The 16978-nt window shown below is 69.9% G+C and carries 19 protein-coding genes; 6 read left to right on the plus strand and 13 right to left on the minus strand.

Annotated elements, in window-relative coordinates:
• Positions 1 to 40 precede the first annotated feature (40 nt).
• The 4 genes from DPQ65_RS15235 to DPQ65_RS15250 all read left to right on the plus strand — a co-directional run bounded on the left by DPQ65_RS15235 (position 41) and on the right by DPQ65_RS15250 (position 2993).
• Positions 41 to 1225 carry a zinc-dependent alcohol dehydrogenase gene (locus DPQ65_RS15235; protein ID WP_114908203.1) on the plus strand — a complete coding sequence of 395 codons (1185 nt, stop codon included), beginning with the start codon at positions 41 to 43 and terminating at the stop codon, positions 1223 to 1225.
• A gap of 69 nt (positions 1226 to 1294) precedes the next feature.
• Positions 1295 to 1801, plus strand: coding sequence for a hypothetical protein (locus tag DPQ65_RS15240; RefSeq protein ID WP_114908204.1), 507 nt, complete (start codon positions 1295 to 1297; stop codon positions 1799 to 1801).
• Between the two features lie 68 nt (positions 1802 to 1869).
• Complete coding sequence (locus tag DPQ65_RS15245) at positions 1870 to 2775, plus strand: iron-containing redox enzyme family protein (RefSeq protein WP_202863175.1); 906 nt, start codon at positions 1870 to 1872, stop codon at positions 2773 to 2775.
• The gene (locus tag DPQ65_RS15250; RefSeq protein ID WP_114908205.1) at positions 2772 to 2993 is read left to right on the plus strand and encodes a CDGSH iron-sulfur domain-containing protein; all 222 of its coding nucleotides are present in this window, start codon (positions 2772 to 2774) and stop codon (positions 2991 to 2993) included. The genes DPQ65_RS15245 and DPQ65_RS15250 overlap by 4 nt, the downstream gene beginning before the upstream one ends.
• Positions 2994 to 3046: 53 nt before the next feature.
• Here the strand turns inward: DPQ65_RS15250 and DPQ65_RS15255 are convergent, their stop codons facing one another.
• The 6 genes from DPQ65_RS15255 to DPQ65_RS16375 are packed head-to-tail and all read right to left on the minus strand — an operon-like array spanning position 3047 to position 5849.
• Positions 3047 to 3733, minus strand: a complete 687-nt coding sequence (locus DPQ65_RS15255; protein WP_238146899.1) for a methyltransferase — start codon at positions 3731 to 3733, stop codon at positions 3047 to 3049.
• The gene (locus DPQ65_RS15260; RefSeq protein ID WP_114908206.1) at positions 3730 to 4518 is read right to left on the minus strand and encodes a metallophosphoesterase family protein; all 789 of its coding nucleotides are present in this window, start codon (positions 4516 to 4518) and stop codon (positions 3730 to 3732) included. The genes DPQ65_RS15255 and DPQ65_RS15260 overlap by 4 nt, the downstream gene beginning before the upstream one ends.
• On the minus strand, positions 4515 to 4769 hold the full coding sequence (locus tag DPQ65_RS15265) for a BON domain-containing protein (RefSeq protein WP_114908207.1): 255 nt from the start codon (positions 4767 to 4769) through the stop codon (positions 4515 to 4517). Before DPQ65_RS15265 ends, DPQ65_RS15260 begins: the two co-directional genes overlap by 4 nt.
• A 5-nt stretch (positions 4770 to 4774) precedes the next feature.
• Positions 4775 to 5446, minus strand: coding sequence for a nucleotidyltransferase (locus tag DPQ65_RS15270; protein ID WP_238146900.1), 672 nt, complete (start codon positions 5444 to 5446; stop codon positions 4775 to 4777).
• The gene (locus DPQ65_RS15275; protein ID WP_114908208.1) at positions 5443 to 5718 is read right to left on the minus strand and encodes a DUF6343 family protein; all 276 of its coding nucleotides are present in this window, start codon (positions 5716 to 5718) and stop codon (positions 5443 to 5445) included. The genes DPQ65_RS15270 and DPQ65_RS15275 overlap by 4 nt, the downstream gene beginning before the upstream one ends.
• A 5-nt stretch (positions 5719 to 5723) precedes the next feature.
• On the minus strand, positions 5724 to 5849 hold the full coding sequence (locus tag DPQ65_RS16375) for a hypothetical protein (RefSeq protein WP_272947655.1): 126 nt from the start codon (positions 5847 to 5849) through the stop codon (positions 5724 to 5726).
• A 161-nt stretch (positions 5850 to 6010) separates the two neighbouring features.
• On the opposite strand from DPQ65_RS16375, the gene DPQ65_RS15280 reads away from it, so the two are divergent.
• Complete coding sequence (locus DPQ65_RS15280) at positions 6011 to 7096, plus strand: FUSC family protein (protein ID WP_114908209.1); 1086 nt, start codon at positions 6011 to 6013, stop codon at positions 7094 to 7096.
• A 33-nt stretch (positions 7097 to 7129) separates the two neighbouring features.
• Here the strand turns inward: DPQ65_RS15280 and DPQ65_RS15285 are convergent, their stop codons facing one another.
• The 6 genes from DPQ65_RS15285 to DPQ65_RS15310 form a co-directional block, all read right to left on the minus strand.
• Positions 7130 to 7678 carry a hypothetical protein gene (locus tag DPQ65_RS15285; RefSeq protein ID WP_114908210.1) on the minus strand — a complete coding sequence of 183 codons (549 nt, stop codon included), beginning with the start codon at positions 7676 to 7678 and terminating at the stop codon, positions 7130 to 7132.
• Positions 7679 to 7768: 90 nt separating this feature from the next.
• Entirely contained in the window at positions 7769 to 8467 is a 699-nt protein-coding gene (locus tag DPQ65_RS15290; RefSeq protein ID WP_114908211.1) for an endonuclease/exonuclease/phosphatase family protein, read from the minus strand.
• Positions 8464 to 9465, minus strand: coding sequence for an ROK family glucokinase (locus tag DPQ65_RS15295; protein WP_202863177.1), 1002 nt, complete (start codon positions 9463 to 9465; stop codon positions 8464 to 8466). Before DPQ65_RS15295 ends, DPQ65_RS15290 begins: the two co-directional genes overlap by 4 nt.
• 4 nt (positions 9466 to 9469) lie before the next feature.
• The gene (locus DPQ65_RS15300) at positions 9470 to 10501 is read right to left on the minus strand and encodes an ROK family glucokinase (RefSeq protein WP_114908212.1); all 1032 of its coding nucleotides are present in this window, start codon (positions 10499 to 10501) and stop codon (positions 9470 to 9472) included.
• The gene (locus DPQ65_RS15305; RefSeq protein ID WP_114908213.1) at positions 10498 to 11094 is read right to left on the minus strand and encodes a hypothetical protein; all 597 of its coding nucleotides are present in this window, start codon (positions 11092 to 11094) and stop codon (positions 10498 to 10500) included. Before DPQ65_RS15305 ends, DPQ65_RS15300 begins: the two co-directional genes overlap by 4 nt.
• On the minus strand, positions 11087 to 11554 hold the full coding sequence (locus DPQ65_RS15310; RefSeq protein ID WP_114908214.1) for an SRPBCC family protein: 468 nt from the start codon (positions 11552 to 11554) through the stop codon (positions 11087 to 11089). The genes DPQ65_RS15305 and DPQ65_RS15310 overlap by 8 nt, the downstream gene beginning before the upstream one ends.
• Before the next feature lie 67 nt (positions 11555 to 11621).
• Between DPQ65_RS15310 and DPQ65_RS15315 the strand changes: the two genes are divergently transcribed.
• A complete protein-coding gene (locus DPQ65_RS15315; RefSeq protein ID WP_238146901.1) occupies positions 11622 to 13409 on the plus strand; it encodes an AMP-dependent synthetase/ligase in 1788 nt (595 codons plus the stop codon).
• A 273-nt stretch (positions 13410 to 13682) separates the two neighbouring features.
• Here the strand turns inward: DPQ65_RS15315 and DPQ65_RS15815 are convergent, their stop codons facing one another.
• Positions 13683 to 16949: an ExeM/NucH family extracellular endonuclease gene (locus tag DPQ65_RS15815; protein WP_238146902.1), complete on the minus strand. Its 3267-nt coding sequence runs from the start codon at positions 16947 to 16949 to the stop codon at positions 13683 to 13685.
• Between the last annotated feature and the right edge of the window lie 29 nt (positions 16950 to 16978).

Genomic DNA, 16978 nt, shown 5'->3' on the forward strand with positions numbered 1-16978 from the left:
CGGAGAGGCGAGCAGCAGCCGTCGCCCGTAGCGTCGAAGGATGAGAGCACTCACCTGGCAGGGACTCGGCAAGGTGTCGGTGGAGCAGGTCCCCGACCCCCGCATCCAGGAGCCCACCGATGCGATCGTGCGGGTCACCTCGACCGCGATCTGTGGCTCCGACCTGCACCTCTACAACGTCCTCGCTCCGTATCTCACCCCCGGCGACATCCTCGGGCACGAGTTCATGGGGATCGTCGAGGAGGTCGGCCCCGAGGTGGGGCGGCTGCACGTTGGGGACCGGGTCGTCGTGCCCTTCAACATCTCGTGCGGCACGTGCTGGATGTGCTCGCGAGCGCTCTACGCGCAGTGCGAGACCACCCAGGTCCGCGCGCAGGGCAAGGGGGCGGCCCTGTTCGGTTACACCTCGCTCTACGGCTCGGTGCCCGGAGGACAGGCTGAGTACGTCCGGGTCCCCCACGCCGACTTCGGCCCCATCTGGTTGGAGCCCGACCATCCCGACGAGCGCTACCTCTACCTGTCCGACATCCTCCCGACGGCGTGGCAGGGCGTGCAGTATGCCGAGGTGCCGGAGGGCGGGTCACTGGCGGTTCTCGGACTGGGTCCGGTGGGGCTGCTGGCGGTGCAGGTGGCCCGACACCTCGGGATCGAGCAGGTGATCGGCGTCGACCTGGTCGACGAACGGCTCGCGGCAGCACGTCTGCGGGGCGCGGAGGTGGTGGACCGTCGCCAGGTCTCCGATGTGGCCGAGGCGCTGCGGGAGCTGACCGGTGGCCGGGGACCGGACAGTGTCCTGGACGCCGTCGGCATGGAGGCCCACGGCAGTCCGGTCGCCCAGGCGGCCGCGGCGGCCACGGTCCGAGCGCCGAAGCCCGTGGCCCGCGCCGCGATGGAGCACGTGGGGGTGGACCGGTTGGACGCCCTGCACACGAGCATCGACGCCGTCCGGCGCGGAGGGACCGTCTCCTTGTCGGGCGTCTACGGCGGGATGGCCGATCCGATGCCCATGATGCAGCTGTTTGACAAGGGGGTCCAGCTGCGGATGGGGCAGTGTCATGTGCGGCGCTGGACCCCGGAGCTGCACCGGATCGTGAGTGAGGTGGACGACCTTCTCGCGGTGGAGTCGTTGGCCACGCACCGCCTCTCCCTGGACGAGGCACCCGAGGCCTACCGGATGTTCCGGGCCAAGTCCGACAGCTGTGTCAAGGTCGTGCTGCGGCCCTGAGTCGATCTGGGCGCTCGAGGGGGTTCGCTTCCGGGGTGCGGGTGACCGCCAGTCGACGCACGATTGGGTATGGCCTCACATCCGTTGTCCGAGTTGGATCTTGACCTGCTGGAGCTCTACCTGAACGACCACCTCACCGGTGCCACTGCAGGCCGGGCGCGCGTCCGCCACATGGTGCAGGCCTACGCGGACCTGCCGATCCATGAAGCCCTGTGTCGGTTGGCCGACGAGCTTGAGGAGGAGCACCGACGCCTGCGCACTGTGATCACTGATTTAGGTCTGGCGGTGAAACGCTACCGGCAGATCCCCGCCGAGATCGGGGAGCGGCTGGGTCGGCTCAAGCTGAACAACCGGTTGCTTGGCCGCTCGCCCATGTCCCCGTTCCTGGAGATCGAACTGCTGCGCGGCGCGGTGAACGCGAAGTCGGGCCTGTGGGAGACCTTGCACGACCTGTCACCCGCCCTGGGCCTGGACGCCGCCGAGTGGCAGACCCTCGCCGGCCAGGCGCAGGACCAGGACACCCTCCTGCGCAGTCTGCACGCGCAGCTGCGGACCCAGACGTTTGCGCGCCAGTGAGCACGACGGACTCTCGACCGACCTTGCCGAGCCCACGGGGGTCGCTCAGTGAGCGCATCCTCCAGGCGTTGCGGACAGATCCCGGCGGCCTCGTCACGGACGCCGCCGCGGTGGCGCTGGCCGAGCCCGAGGATGCTGCCCTCACCTTGTGGGTGCTGCAGGAGCTGTCCTACCGGGGTTTCCAGGACGTGCCGGAGACCGCGGAGTGGGAACCGCCCGTTCTGGCCGTGCGTAGGCACCTGCAGGTGGACCTGGAGGCGCGCCTGCGGAGTCGCTGGCCCGGCCACCAGGTCCCGGAGAGCGACTTCGCAGAGGCGTTGCTGCAGTTCATCCAGGACGACGACGGACCGTCGGTGGCCTCCTACGTGCACACGCATGCAACAGAGGAACAGGTGTTGGAGCTCCTGCGCTGGCGCTCGATCTACCACCTCAAGGAGGCAGATCCCTCCACGTGGACCCTCCCACGGCTCACCCGCGGTCCCAAGGCAGCGTTGGCCGAGCTGCAGTATGACGAGTACGGCGCGGGCCGCCCCGACCGGTTGCACGCACACCTGTTCGCCGAGGCCATGGCGGCCCTGGGGCTGAGCACCCGCCCAGGTGCCTATCTGGATGAGTGTCCGCTGGAGGTGCTCGAGATGAACAACGCCATGTCGCTCTTCGGGCTGGATGGCCGGCTCCGGGGCGCCTCCATGGGGCACCTCGCCGCGTTCGAGGTGACCAGCTCGGTCCCCAGTGGACACCTGGTGCGGGGACTACGACGACTGGGCCTGGCCGAGGAGATCGTCGAATACTATGCCGAGCACGTCATCGCCGACTCCGTGCACGACCAGCTCGCCACCCGACTGATCTGCGCAGTCCTTGCCGAGGACGAGCCCGAGCAGGCCGAGGACATCTTCTTCGGGGCCTTCACCTGCCTGGACCAGGAGGCGCGTTGTGCCAGGACCCTGCTGGGCCGCTGGGGCGTGGCAGCATGATCGCGGACGACGTCACTCTCGATGACTCCGGCGAGACGATGGTCTGCCCTGGTGGTCCCCTGCTCCTGCGCGGGGTCAGCAGCTACACCGACGAGGCGGGCATCGCGCACCGCGTCGAGCGCCCGGTCGTCGCCGTGTGCCGGTGCGGGTACTCGGGCTCCCTGCCGTGGTGCGACAGCACGCACAAGCGGTTGCCGCCGGACAGGCGCCCCAGCTGAGCGACAGGCGCCCCAGCTCCAGCTGAGCCCCGTATCCGCGCGCTTGGCTCCGGTCAGGCTGGCCGTGCCTGGCGCAGGTCCACGAGGACACCCCGCTCCCCGGTCCGGACCTCGAGCGGGGTGAGCCCATACGACGCCGGATCGAGCTGCGCCACCTGCTCCCTGGTGCCGAGCTGGAGCAGGAGCGCCCCGTCGGGTGCCAGGTGACGCTGGGCCACCTCCAGACAGCGTCGTGCCACCTCCAGGCCGTCGACGCCGCCGTCGATGGCCTGCAGCGGGTCCTGCGGAAACCGGGTGGTCTCGGCCTCGGGCACCCACGGTGGGTCGGCAATGATCAGGGCGAAGGACTCCTCGGTGCCCAGCACGGCCGTCAGGTCCCCGTGGCGGACCTCCACCCAGGGCGACAGCCCCGCGTTCTGTGCGTTGCTGACAGTGAAGGCCATCGCAGCTGGGTTGATGTCGACGGCGACCAGGTGCCGTCGGGCCGGCTCGGGAGTGAGCGCCGTGGCCAGCAGACCGATGTGGCCAGCGCCGCAGCACAGCTCCAGCACCCCACCCGGGGGCGCACCGGCCATCAGTTGCGCCGCCCACCGGGACTGCTGTGCCGTCCAGGGGCGGGGTGTCAGGACTCGGTGGTCATAGGCGATCCGTAGTCCCCCGAAGGTCATGACCGAGACCGCGCTCGCCGGTTCCGGCCCGCGCCTGGTGCCCGGTCCGGCGGGCTGGGACGACTGCGTCACGGTCGTGCGGTGCGCGCGAGAGTGGGTGACTGCCGGATCCGCGCCCCATCAGCCGACTCGCCGTGTGGAGAGTCCCCGATCTCGTAGACGGCGTAGGCAGTGTGGATCACTGGCTGTGCGACATTGCGCACGGGCACCCCGGCCTCGGTGGCGCCCTTCTCCGTGCCTGCGTGGGCGTGTCCGTGCAGCGCGAGGTGGACGCCGGCCTCGTCGATCACCTGCCCGAGCAGATAGTTCCCGAGGAACGGCCAGATCTCCGGCGGCTCACCCACGAGCGTCTGGTCCACCGGGGCGTAGTGCGTCAGGGCGAGCACGACCTCGGCCTCCGCAGCGACCTGCAGGGCACCGGCCAGCTGCTCACTGCTCTGCCGTCCGTGTCGGGTGAAGGCCTTCATCTCTGGCTCGCCGAACTCACTGGCACACCGTCCCGCGAAGCCCAGGCCGAAGCCTTTCGCTCCCGCGACGCCGACGCACCCCTGCGGCAGGTGCAGCACCTCGGCCTCGCCCTCCAGCACCCGGATGCCCGCGTCCTCCAGCACCTGGGTGATCTCGCACTGGCGGTCGTTCTGGTAGTCGTGGTTGCCCAGCACCGCGACCACTGGGACCGGTAGGTCGCGATACTCCTGCGCCACGATGAAGCCCTCCTCGACCGTGCCGTGACGGGTGAGGTCGCCAGCCAGCAGCAGCAGGTCCGCGTGCTGGTCGAGATCCATCAGGCCAGCCCGGTGCTGCCCTGCCAGGTCCGGTCCGAGGTGGATGTCACCGACCGCGGCGACCCGGATCATCGGATCGCCTCACTCGACTCCGGAGGCTGCCCGAGACCGCCCTGATCACACGCGAGGTCGTCGACGACCTCGTGTCCGGGGCAGGCCTCGCGGACGACCGCGAGCACCAACGAGCGGGACTCCTCGCTGGCGACGGTGCCGGACACGAACACCCTGCCTCCTCGCTGCTGCAGATGCACACCCAACTCGTGGATGCTGCGGTCCTCGGCCAGGCGACGCTCGAGCTCACGCAACTGATAACTGGTGTCCATCGATGTCAACCGTCCTGTCCGAGTTCCTGTGCACGGGTCACGGCACCACTGTCCGTGGACGCGGCCGGCAACAGGTCGAGGGAACGGGCCAGGAACAGGGCCGCCTCGGCATACGCGTGGCCGGTGGATCCACGGGTGACCAGGTCGACGTCAATCTGCTCTCGCAGACTCCGGACGATGGTCAGCACCGGCGCCAGGTCGCACTTGTGCTCGCCGAGTGCCCACAGTTTCGACTGGAGCAGGTCGGTGGCCGAGAGCACGGGCATGTGCACGGAGTCCACGGAGAGTTCCTCCGCCCGCTCCAGCAGATCGGCATCCACGGGGTGGTGCGCCAGGCGATAGATGAGATCCACCTGGACGCCGCCGTGGTCCACCTTGAACAACCAGTCCTCCGGTGGTTCCAGCACGTTCAGGCCGCGCCGCGTGAAGCCCTGCAGCACGCGTGGGGCGTCCTCCTCGGTGATCACGAAGTCCACGTCGTGCCGGCTGTCCGGTCCGCCACGGGCGTAGACGGCATAGCCGCCGGCGAGCGCGAACGGAACTGACTGCTCCTTCAGCGCCACCGCGACCGTCTTCAGCGCCTCGAGCAGCGCGCGAATGTGCTCCCCGCCGCCCCAGCCCCCGGAGCCGCCGACTCCCTGGGCCGGGGGCCGGACCGGAGGCGGGACCGTGCTCACCCTGGCTCCCCGCGTCCCTTGCGTCGCGCAATGACGACCAGGTCAACGACGGCCACCACGGCGAGCACGACCAGCACGATCACGAGCCAGAGCGGGCCACCCACCACGAGCGTCCAGATCGCTCCCACGGTGCACACCAGCAGCCCGAAGACCGCCAGCACGAGACGGAGTGTCAGCGCACTGTGCGCCGGTGCGGCACCACCGATCCCACCCGTGGGGTCGTGGTGGTCCGGGTAGGCCCGGGACCGGGCGTCCCGCTCCTCGCGCGACATCGTGCTCAGTCCGAGAGTCGGGCGCCCAACAGTGCCTTGCCGATCTCCGCGCCCTTCCGTGAGTCAGCCTGGGCCTTGGTGAACAGGTCCACCAACTCACTGTCGCCGCCGGTCTCGGTGTCGTGCGTCATGTCAATCCTCCCTGTTCGTTGGCGATGAACTGTCCTTCCACCGTAGGCACGCGGGGAGTGACTGTCCTGCCCAGAGGCCGGGTGCTGGGTGATGCCGAGGATGCCGCTCGTGGGTGCCCGTTCCAGGAGCCGGGTCGGCGTGGTTCACGTACTGTCAAAGTGTGTCTGTGCTCGGCTGGCTCGTGCGTCATCCCACAGTCCACCTGGCCGTGAAGGCGGGCGTGGCGGCGGGTCTGGCTTTCTGGGTGGGCTCGCTCCTGCCGTCGCCTCTGGATGACTACAAGTACTACGCGGCCCTGGGCGCCTACATCGTCATGGGGCTCATCGTGGTCGACTCCGTCAAGGAGTCCCTGCGGGTGCTCGCGGCCGTCGGGGTCGGGGTGGGCATCGCGGTGCTGGTGCAGAGCATCTCGTGGACCAACTCCTGGTCCGTGGGGTCAACCATCGCGGTCTGCGTCGTGCTCTCGGCGCTGCCCTTTCTCGGCGAGCAGCGCACGTGGGCACCGCTGGCTGCGTTGTTCGTGCTGGCCACCGGTGGCGCCGACCCTGCGCCGATGGCGCTGGCCTATATCGTCCAGATCCCGTTGGGGGCTGCCATCGGCATCATCATCAACCTCGTCCTGCTGGCGCCCCTCGGTGAGCAGGACCTGCGCCGGTCAACGACCCGTGTGCGGCTCCTGATCGCCGAACACCTGCGCACCTATGCCGACCTGCTCGAGAACCAGCTGGAGGAGCCGGCGGAGGAGGCAGCGGTCGAGCAACGAACTGCGACCTTCACCTCAGGGATGCACGAGATCGAACATGCACAGGCCCATCTGCTGTCCAGCATGAGCGCGCACCAGCGGGGACAGCGAGCCAACCCACGAGCCCGCATCACGGCACAGTCCGAGCAACTGCTGCAGGACCAGGCCGAGGCCATCAGCCGCTGCGCCGCTGCCCTGGGAGCAGTGGCCGTGCTGCTCGGTGAAGCGGACCCGAACGGGAGCCGGCCCGAACACGACGATGAGCTGCGCATCCGTGAACACACTGCCGACGTCCTCCGTGGCGCGGCGGAGATCTTCGACCACCCCCAGACGGCGTCACGGGACACGGTGAGGCAGATCACCGCCCGCCTCGACCGGCTCACCGAGCAACTGCGCTCGACCGGCGCCGAGAATGGCCTGGACAACCTGCTGTTCGGTGCCCTCACGCTCTCGGTCCGGCGCTGTCTGGACGTCTTCGCCCATCGGGTGGTGGGGGTGGAGTGAGGCCTCCGTGCCAGGCTCTGGCGTCCGCTCGCCTCAGCCCTGTTGCTTCCCCTGCTCGACCGCCTGCTCCAGTTGCTCGTCGGAGAGCACCCGCTCGTCGGGGTCCTGTGTGTCGTTCTTGGGGGTGAAGCGCAGCCCCTCCATGTAGGGCGTCGGTCCCTTGCGACGGGCGTTGAGAAACTCCTCGGCGTAGTACGCACGGGCCTCCCTGGCCGTCCGGGACCCGGTGACGATGTCATGGGACAGGTTGAGCGCCAGGAAGTTCGCCTGCTCGTCGTGGCACCGGGCCGAGATCTCGCCCGCCGTCCGGTCGATCATCACGCTTCCGTCGAAGAGAGCGAGCTCGGTGGCCTTCTCCGGTGGCACCTGGTAGTCCAGCACCGACTCGACACAGTCGATGTGGGGTGCCGGGAAGTCGTGCTGGTGGAACTCCTTGGCGGCGATGATCCGTTTCCAGGCACCGGGGCGGTGCCACACCAGCTGGGTCTCGGTGACCTCGTCCGGGTCGCCGTGTGCGTCGAGGACCAGTTGTGCGGCCTCCCGGGACTCCTGCGGCCAGTCCTGCGAGATCGTGAACGTCACGGTGGCCTCCTTGTGTCGGGGTCCCCTCCCACGGTAGGAGCACTCCCCCGGGCAGGCGAGGCCAGAGCGATGGGCCGGTGGGCGACACCTCTATTCGTGAGCGGGCAGGGCGACGTCGACCCACACCGGCAGGTGGTCGGTCGCTGCCGCGAGCAGCTCCCGCTCGAGCGCGACGTCCTCATGTGGCAGGACGGACAGCTCCGAGCTGGCGAAGATCGCATCGATCCAGCTCTTCGGGGCGGCCGAGGGGAAGGTCGGCCGGTCCGGGGAGGCGAGGCTCAATCGTTCCCCCAGCAGCTGCCATGCCGTGCCCGTGTCGTTCTCGTTGAGGTCACCACCCACCACGAACGGCCCGTCGGCCAGGCTCGGGTCGGCGGTGAGCTCGTCCAGGATCTGCCGGGCGTGCGCGACCCGCTCGTCGGCCAGGAGGGACAGGTGCACCGAGACCACGGTGAGATCGTGCCCGCTCGGGCCGGTCACCTGTGCGGCGGTGTAGCTGCGCGGGTTGGCCCACCGCGCCACCGGGAGCTTGCGGTCGACGGAGTCGGTCGCCCGGATCCGGTGGCTGGTCATCATCCCGGTGCCGGAGAGCCGCCTGGTCCGCCCTGACCACCGCAGCCCACAGGACCGCGCGAACGCCGCGATCCGCCAGCCCGAGAACAGGTGACGGGGCACCTCCTGGAGCAGCAGCACGTCGGGGTCGAGGCGCCGGACCACCTCGGCGACGGCCGCGGAGTCGTCCTTGAGCCCGCGCAGGTTGTAGCTGACGACCCTGATCCCTGGTGTCATGCCGGTCCCGACCCTGCGCGTCCCGCCTCCACCCGCACCAGGTCGGCGGCCCCGATCATCCCGGCAGACGGGCCCAGCTCGGCGGCCAGGATCGGCGCGACCGGCCGGTGCCCGCGACCCGTGAGCCGCCGACCGAACATCTCCCGGGCCGGTTCGAGCAGCAGGTCACCGGCCTCGCTGACCCCGCCACCGACCACGATCCGCCCCGGGTCGAGCGCAGCGGCGAGGTTGGCCAGGCCCAGTCCGAGCCACCGCCCCACATCGCCCAGCAGCTCCAGGGCGGCGACGTCACCGGCCCGCGCGGCCTGCGTCACGTGATGTCCCTCGACCCGCGTCGGGTCACCGTCGCAGTAGGCAGCCAGCCCCGCGGCATACGGGCTGTCCTGCTCGAGCATCTCCCGTGCCTCGCGCTGCATCGCCCGCCCCGAGGAGTACTGCTCCCAGCAGCCGCGGTTGCCGCACTCGCAGCGCTCTCCGTCGGGGACGACCTGCATGTGGCCGTACTCCCCCGCCAGCCCGTGCCGGCCCCGCTCCACCCGGCCGTCCAGCACCAGCGCCCCACCGATGCCAGTGCCCAGTGTCACCAGCAGCAGCCGCGGCTCCTCCCGTCCGGCACCGAAGCGGAACTCCGCCCAGGCCGCGGCCTTGGCGTCGTTGTCCAGCACGACCGGCAGACCGAGCCGCTCCCCGAGTCGGTCCCGGATCGGCTCGTCCCGCCAGGCCAGGTGCGGGGCGAAGACGACCGTGCGGCGATCGGCGGACACGAAGCCCGCTGCGCCCAGACCGACGCCCAGGACCGGCGCACCGGCGGCCTCTTGCATCTCCGCGACAGCGTCCACGATGACGTCCTCGACGACCGACGGCCTCGTCGTGCTTCCCGGAGTGCTCCGACGGGCCTGCGCCAGAACCGATCCCGAGGAGTCGACCAGGCCGGCGACGACCTTGGTGCCACCGACGTCGACACCGATCGCCAGGGACTGCTCGACAGGCACGGGTATGCCGTCAGTCGCCGGCCGGCGCGGAGCCTGCGGGGCGGTCGGTGGCCGGCTGGGTGGCGGGGACCGGTGTGACTCCGGCACGACGCGCGGCCAGGTCGGCGGCGCCGATCATGCCGGCATCGTTGCCCAACCGCGCCAGGACGATCTCCGCCTGTCGCCGGTGGCCACGCCCCGTCAGCTGGCGTGCGAACGCGGCACGGGTGGGTTCAAGGAGCAGGTCACCGGCTGCGCTGACGCCGCCTCCGATGACGATCAGCTCGGGGTCCAGGACCGCCACTAGGCTGGCCACGCCCTCCCCCAGCCAGCGGCCGAGATCGGCGAACAGCTCGGTGGCGGCCGCGTCGCCGTCGGTCGCCGCCTGCGTGATCAAGAGTCCGGTCAGCTGCTCGGGGTCACCACCGCACAGGTCGCTCAGTGCCCCGGCGTGGGGGCTGCCGCCGCTGACCAGCTCCCGGCCCTCGCGCACCAGGGCGGTGCCGGAGGCATAGGCCTCCAGACACCCCTTGTTGCCGCACCCGCACCGGTTGCCCTCGGGCACGACCCGCAGGTGGCCGATCTCGGCGGCGATGCCCTCGGACCCGCGCAGCAACTCACCGTCGGTGACGATGCCGCCGCCGACGCCGGTGCCGATCGTGACCAGCAGCATGTCGTCAGCCTCGCGGGCACCGCCGAACCGGAACTCGCCCCAGGCGGCGGCGTTGGCGTCGTTCTCCAGGAAGACCGGGCGCCCGACGAGGATGTCCAGGCGATCCTTCAGGGGTGCATCCCGCCAGGCCAGGTTCGGAGCGAACAGCACAGTCCCACCGGCAGCATCGACGAAGCCGGCACACGCTACCCCCACGGCACCGACCTCGTCCCCGTCGCGGCGACAGTGGTCGATCAGCTCCCGCACCAGGTCGGCGATGGCCTGGGCGATGGCGTCAACGTCGTGCGCCGGTGTCTCTCGCTCGCTCCGGTGCCGCAGGGCGCCGTCGGCGGCCACGGCCGCCCCCTTGATCCCCGTCCCGCCGACATCGATGCCGAGATTGACCGTCACCGTGTCTTCCTCTCCCGGGAGGGGGGCCGCTTGCCCTCGTCGTCCTCGTCCGACAGGAGCTCGTCCTCGTCCTCGTCATCCCAGTCGATCACGGCGTCCTCCGGCGTCGCGTGATCCGACATCGCGTCCTCCGGTGTCGCGCTATCCGGCGTCGCGTCATCCGCCGTCGCGCTCCGCTCCGGGGACTGCGTGGTCTCACCGGCCGCCTCCCGACGGGACTGGGCAAAGAGCGACAGGCTCTCCGCGGCCGCACTCAACAGGTGCGCGAGCGAGTCCAGCGTGTCCGCCCCGATCGGCCCAGCCGCCGCCCTGGCGCGACACCAGGGGCACCCGCGGCACAGGTGCTCGGCATCCGCCGCGGCGTCCTCACCCGATGCACCGTGGTCCGCGGCGTCCTCACCAGGGCCCTCCTCACTGGGCGCGGCCGCGCCCGACCCGCCCTCGCCGGACCCGGCCGACGACCCAGCCGGGGGTTCGGGATCAGCTGTGCGAGCGGCATACTCGGCGTCGTCGGGCACCACGGACAACCAGCGGGCAGCAGCCGCGACCAGCTGCCTGGCCTCGCGCTCCACCTGGCCGGCCGTCTCAGTCACCGGAGACCACCCGCTCGGACAGGGACTTCAGTGCGGTGTCCACGATCATCTTCTCCGCCTTGCGCTTCATGGCACCCAGCATCGGGATCCGGACATCGACCTGCAGCCGGTAGATGACCTCGGTCCCCACCCCCTCGGGCGCCCCGTCCAGATCCACCGCCGTCAGCTCGTAGGAGCCGTTCATCGCCTTCAGCGCACCGGCGCGCACCAGGTCCCAGGAGACAGTGCCCTCCCCACTCTCGGTGAAGGCCCAGTCGTAGTCCAGCACGTAGGTGTCCTTGATCAGACCCGCCTCGATGCTGAACTCGACCTCCTGCGCCCAGCCCCCGTCGTTCTCCGAGAGCACCTCCACCGCCTTGAAGTCGGCCCACTGCGGATAGTCGTTGAATTCGGCGATCACCGCGAGCACCTCGTGCGGTGGCGCGGCGATCAGGATGCTGGACTCGGTGCGGTCGGCCATGCACCGCAGGGTATACCGGCCGCGGTTACAGTGGGGTGCCCGTCGACCATGCGTGCCAGGAGGCCCCGTGCAGGAGTTTGAGGTCCCACCGTTGATCCCGCCGCGTGAGGACGGCAACCTCTCCGACATCGTGCAGGACTGGGCCGAGTGGGAACCCCAGCGGGACCTCCTGTCGCGGCGCGAGGGCGAGGAGTGGCGCGCGGTGACCGCGGAGGACTTCTCCCGGGAGGTCCGCGGACTGGCCAAGGGCTTCATCGCCGCCGGCATCCAGGTCGGCGACCGCGTCGGCCTGATGAGCCGCACCCGGTATGAGTGGACCCTCGCGGACTTTGCGCTCTGGATGGCGGGGGCTGTCCCGGTGCCGATCTACGAGACCTCCTCCCCCTCGCAGGCCACCTGGATCCTGCAGGACTCCGGCGCCGTCGCTGTCATCGTGGAGAGCCACCAGCACAGTCAGTTGATCGCGGACATCCGTGACGAGGTGCCCCAGTTGCGTGACGTCTGGCAGATCGAGGCTGGCGGCCTGGACGAGCTCGTCACCGCCGGCGCGGACGTGCCCGACGCGGAGGTGGAGTTGCGGCGGTCACAGGTGAGCCGGTCCAGCCTGGCCACCGTGATCTATACCTCCGGCACCACCGGCCGGCCGAAGGGCGTTGAGCTGAGCCACGGCAACTTCCTGAACCTGAGTGAGAACACCATCGAGCGTCTCGAGCAGGTGGTCCGGGCCGAGGGGGCCAGCACGCTGCTGTTCCTGCCGCTGGCGCACGTTTTTGCCCGACTCATCCAGGTGGTCGTGCTCCAGGCCGGTATGCAGCTGGGTCACTCCCCGGATGTCAAGAACCTGTTGCCGGACCTGGCGTCCTTCCAGCCGACCTTCCTGCTGGCGGTGCCGCGGGTCTTCGAGAAGGTCTACAACGGCGCGGCGCAGAAGGCCGTCGACGGTGGGCGGGGCGCGATCTTCCTGCGGGCCGCTGACGTCGCCGCGCGCTGGAGCCGGGCCCAGGACACGGGCGGCCCGGGGATCCTGCTCAGGGCCCAGCACAAGCTGTTCGATGCGCTGGTCTATCGCAAGCTTCGCGAGGCGATGGGCGGCCGGGTCACCTGGGCCGTGAGTGGCGGAGCTGCCCTCGGCGAGCGGCTGGGCCACTTCTACCGCGGGATCGGGGTGACGATCCTGGAGGGCTACGGCCTGACCGAGACCACGGCCCCGATCTCGGTGAACACTCCCGAGCTCATCAAGATCGGCACCGTCGGCCAGCCCTTGCCTGGCGTCGGGGTCCGGATCGAGGACGGCGAGCTGCTCGTCCGAGGGATCAATGTCTTCCAGGGCTATCTCAACGACTCGGAGGCCACCGCCGCGGCGATGGACGCTGACGGTTGGTTCCGCACCGGCGACCTCGGCGAGCTCGACGAGCAGGGGTTCATCCGGATCACCGGCCGCACCAAGGAGATCCTGGTGACCGCCGGCGGCAAGAACGTCTCCCCCGGGCCGCTCGAGGACAGGCTGCGCGCCACGCCTCTGATCTCGCAGGCCCTCGTGGTGGGCGAGGGCCGGCCGTTCGTGGCGGCGCTCATCACGCTGGACGAGGAGGTCCTGCCCGGTTGGCTGGAGCGACATGACCTGACGGGCCTGTCCTTCGCCGAGCTGCGCGAGAACGACGTGCTGCAGGACGCGATCCAGCGAGCCGTCGACTCCGCGAACGAGGCGGTGAGCCAGGCCGAGTCGATCCGCAAGTTCGAGCTGCTCGAGCAGGACTTCACCGAGGAGAACGGCTATCTGACGCCGTCGATGAAGCTGAAGCGCAACCTGGTGGTCAAGGACTACGCCGGACAGATCGACGCGCTCTACACCTGATCGTCTCCCGCCCCCACCCCGACCGAGCGCACCGGCGCCCGACCCCCAAGCCCACCGAGCGCACCGGCGCCCGACTCCCAACCCCACCGAGCGCACCAGCGCCCGACTCCCAGCCCCACCGAGCGCACCGGCGCCCGACTCCCAGCCCCACCGAGCGCACGGGCGCCCGCTCGGGCCGGAACACGAGAGAAGGGGTGCAGGTGGTCGTCCACCTGCACCCCTTCTACCTCGTCACGCTGCTGACCGCGATGTGGCAACGGTCAGGCGAGGCCCTCAGCGGGGCATCGCGCCCGGGGTCCGCGCCACCTCCACCGTGACCGAGACGGTCGTGGTGTTGCCGGCTGCGTCGGTCGCCTCGTAGGTGAACGTGTAGACGGCGTCCTTCACCGCCCGCACCTGGAATGCGGTGTCGCTGACGACCTCGACCTCCGCGCGGTCCCGGCCCTCAGCAGTGGCACCGACCAGGGTGACCGTGACTGCTTCGCCCGAGTCATCCGTCGCCTCGACGGTCGTCTCCACGTCACGCCACTTGTTGTTCGGGGGCCACAGTGCAGGGCTGTCGACGGTGACCGACAGCTCCGGCGGGGTGGTGTCCTCGGGCTCGTCGAACAGGTTGAGCCCGACCAGGACCGGGTCGTGGTCGCTGGAGCGGAACGCATCGGGTGCGAAGAGAGCGTCCTGGGCGTCCTGCTTGAACGACATGTCGTAGTCAATCAGTGACACCTCGTCGGCGTTGATGGTCCAGGCCGCCGCGCCAGTGACCTTGCCGGCGAGCTCCTCGTTGGCCAGCGCGTGGTCGAGGTAGCCCAGCTGGCCGTCGAAGACGTAGGAGTAGGCGAACTCACCCACGTGCTCCAGCAGCAGGTCGGTGAACCCACCGGCCACGAGTGCGTCGATCGGGTCCTCCTTGTCGTAGGCGTTGAGGTCACCGATGATCAGCGTGTTGTCCACGCCGGTGCCGGTCGGGTCCTGCGCCAGCCAGTCGACCATCGCCTCCGCGGCATCCGTCCGGACGCCGTTGCAGTTGGCCTGGCCGTTGGGGTCCTCCGGGTCACCGACATCCTCACAGGAGGAGCCCTTGGACTTCAGGTGGTTGACCGCGACCGTGACCCCCTCGCCCGTGGCGTTCTCCTGGAAGGTCTGGGCCAGCGTCGGCCGGTTCTTCCCGTCCAGGAACCGCGGGTCGTCCTGCGACGTGAGGGTGGCGAAGTCACCGACCGGGGTCACCTCGGCGGGCTGGTAGATGAACGCCGTGGTGATCTCGTCGGTGCCGATGGTGCCGGTCGCGAGATACTCGTAGGTGCCTTCGCCGACCTCGGCGTTGAGCGCCTCGGTCAGGGTTGCGAGGGCGACATCGTCGTTGTTCTCGATCTCGATCAGCCCGACGACCTCGGCGTCCAGCTCGGCCAGGGCAGCGACGATCTTGGTCTCCTGCCGGTCGAACTCCTCCGGGGTGTCCGCACCGCGGCTGCCCAGCGTGGTGAAGTAGTTCAGCACGTTGAACGAGGCGACCGTGACGTCACCACCGACCTCCGGCACCTCCGGCCGCGGGGTGACGGCGGTGAAGTCGGCGCCCTGGGTGGGCTGGATCCGCCACAGGTCGAACCGGTAGTCCAGGACACCGGTGGCGTTGGTGACCAGGTCACCACCGCGGAAGATGTTGTCCAGCGTGAACTCCTCCCCGTTGGGGTGGATCGCCGGGTCGGCGTTCTGGACGCTGCGACCGTCGTCCAGGGTGATCCGGTTCGCCAGGTTCTCCGCGAGGAGCGCCTCATACTCAGGCGAGCCCGGCTCATGGACCGCGGTCGGCTGGAACTGACGGTCCGTGCCGAGGGCAATCTCGCCGTAGCGGCCGAAGTTGAAGTACTCCAGCACGACCAGGTCCTGCGGGAAGGTCACGTACATGCCCTCGTAGGGCTCGGGGTCGCCGACCGGCACGGTCAGCTCGACCGGCTCGGGCAGTTCGACGTCCGTGGCGCACACTGTGACTGCTCCGGCCGACACCTGGGTCATGCCGAAGTGCTCGCCGGCCGTGCCAGACACGCGCACGGAGTCACCAACCTGCACCGCGGCACCGCCGGGTGCGTAGACGAAGACACCGTCGGAGGTGGCGGGGTCGCCGTCACCGGCGTCCTGGACGTAGTAACCGTCGTAGCCGCCCTCCTGGAAGTCGCCCACGACGACGCCCTCGATGTCCACGGACTGGCCGTCGATCGGGGTGGCCTCGCCGGGCCCCTGGACCGCGCCGATCGCGGTCACCGGGTCACCACAGGTGCCACCGGGCGGGGGCTCTTCGGCCTCGTAGACCTCGTTGGGGGCACCGGGGGTGTTCCAGGCCTGACCCGGCGCCGGGGGCCCGTCGAAGCCGGGGAACCCGGCCTTGTCGAAGTCGTTGCGGACCCAGTCCGCTGCCGTGTCGGTGTCCGTCCCGTCCGGGATGCGGGAGGCGCCGCCCGGGGCGAAGGACTCCCCGTCATAGCCGTCGGCGAGCACGGCGTCGGAGTAGACGAGGTCTCCGGCGTTGCCGTCCAGGATGGCGACCGAGTCAAGCACCTCGGTCCACGGCTCGTTGTCGATGACACCGTCCAGGTCGGCGTCGATCACCGTGCCCGACGCACCGGTGTAACCGGCGACCAGCAACAGCGTCAGCGTGCCGTTCTGCACCCGGTTGGCCGGCAGGTCGAGCGCCCACAGGCCGGCGTCGTCGGTCGTGCCCACGGCGTCGACCGTGATGACCGATCCGCGGGCACTGGAGGTGCCATCGCCCTCGACCTGCAGGATGGACAGGTCCGAGTAGTCGGTGGCCGGAGCGCCGAAGACCTCGTAGAACTCCAGGTCGGTGCCGACCGTGTCGATGGAGAACTCGTTCAGGACCGGGCCGGTCGGCGTCACGCTGCCGCAGTCCACGGTGTGGGCGCCCAGGCCGTCGAACGTGTCCTGGGGGAAGCCGGCCCACTCGGTGGCCGGGTCGAACGCGTCGTCGATGATCGTGTCGCCGCTGCAGATCTCCGCCAGCCGGCGCAGGGTGTTGTCCGCGGTGCTCGTGTCACCACTGCCCCACTGACTGCCGGGGTCGGTGCCGACCTGCCCGAGGGAGTCGACGACAGCACCCGCACCGTCCCGGAGCACGATCGCGTCGTCGCCGTTGAAGAAGCCTCTCCCGCTGGTCTGGTCGGCCTGCGCCAGGATCGCGGGGTCGGCGGAGGCGTGCGCGAGGACGAAGACATCACCGCTGGCGACCGTCCCGTCGAGCGGGAAACTGGTCGCTGAGGTGCTGCCGTTGAAGTACATCTCCACGACATAGCCGGAGAGGTCGAGGTCGGCACCGGTGCCGTTGTAGATCTCCAGAGCCTTGTTGTTGCTCGAGCCCTCGATGTACTCGCTGAGGATCACGCCATCTGCGGCGCTCGCCTGGGCAGCCGTCGGTGTCACGTCCGGGGCTGCGACAGTGGGCAGTGCGGTGACGCCGGCCAGTCCGGACAGGACCAGCGACGCCGCGCCGACGACTGCTGTGCGCCGTCGTGTTACGCGTGCATTCATAAAAAGAACACCTTCGTTCTGAGCAGGGG

The sequence above is a fragment of the Ornithinimicrobium murale genome, assembly GCF_003352835.1.
Classification (GTDB): Bacteria; Actinomycetota; Actinomycetes; order Actinomycetales; family Dermatophilaceae; genus Ornithinicoccus; species Ornithinicoccus muralis.